The sequence below is a fragment of the Thermoactinomyces mirandus genome, from assembly GCF_013868055.1.
In the GTDB taxonomy this organism is placed as follows: Bacteria; Bacillota; Bacilli; order Thermoactinomycetales; family Thermoactinomycetaceae; genus Thermoactinomyces; species Thermoactinomyces mirandus.
In genome coordinates, this window is the sequence record NZ_JACEOL010000063.1 from 1 (window position 1) to 914 (window position 914).

Annotated in this window: 1 protein-coding gene; it reads right to left on the minus strand. The window is 51.5% G+C overall.

Features of this window, described 5'->3' with window-relative positions; translation table 11 throughout:
• On the minus strand, positions 1–914 hold a 914-nt coding region (locus H2C83_RS15610; RefSeq protein WP_281364193.1), incomplete at both ends, for a PEP/pyruvate-binding domain-containing protein.

A 914-nucleotide genomic window follows, 5' to 3' on the forward strand; every position in this document is an offset into this window, starting at 1 on the left:
ACATAAAACTCCCCGTCTTCCACACAAAACTCGATATCCTGCGGCGATCCAAAATGCTTCTCAATTCTTTTGCCCAATTCCGACAATTGCAGGATCTGATTGTCTGTCAGGGCCTGCACAACCTGTTGGCTTAAAGACAACTCTTTTGTTACCGTCCCCCCTTCCGGCAGGGGGAGAATGGCGATTTTCTTCTCCGGGATTTTTTTCTCTGTGATGCTTCCCCCTTTTACCTTGTACAGGTCGGCTGACACCAAGCCGGAGACAATCGCTTCCCCCAGGCCAAAACTGGCATCGATCGAAACCACTTTCCGGTTTCCGTTTACCGGGTCCGCCGTAAACATGATTCCCGAAACCTCGGGACAAACCATCCGTTGCACTACTACCGACAGGTAAACCTGGCGATGGCCAAACCCGTTTTTGGCCCGGTAGACAATCGCCCGGTCGGTAAACAGGGAGGCCCAGCATTTTTGAATATGCTTGAGCAATTCGTCTTTCCCTCTGATGTTTAAATAGGTGTCCTGTTGCCCGGCAAACGAGGCCGTCGGCAAATCCTCCGCCGTGGCGCTGGAACGGACCGCATAGAAATACTGCGTTCCTGCCGACTTCCAGGCTTGAATGATATTGTTTCTTAAGGAAACAGGAAGCTCCAGTTTCAATAAATGGGAACGAATCCGACCGCCCAAGTCCCGCAACTGATTCAGGTCGTTCGGATCCAGTTGATCCAGTTCAGCAAACAGCGCATCCATTTCCGAACTGGTGGCGATAAAATCCTTGTAAGCATGCGTAGTGACACAAAAGCCGCCGGGAACCGGGAAACCGGCCTTGCTCAGTTCCCCCAGATTGGCTCCTTTTCCACCGACATACGCGAGGCTGGAACGGTCCACTTCATCAAAAAACAGGACATGGGATTTCAT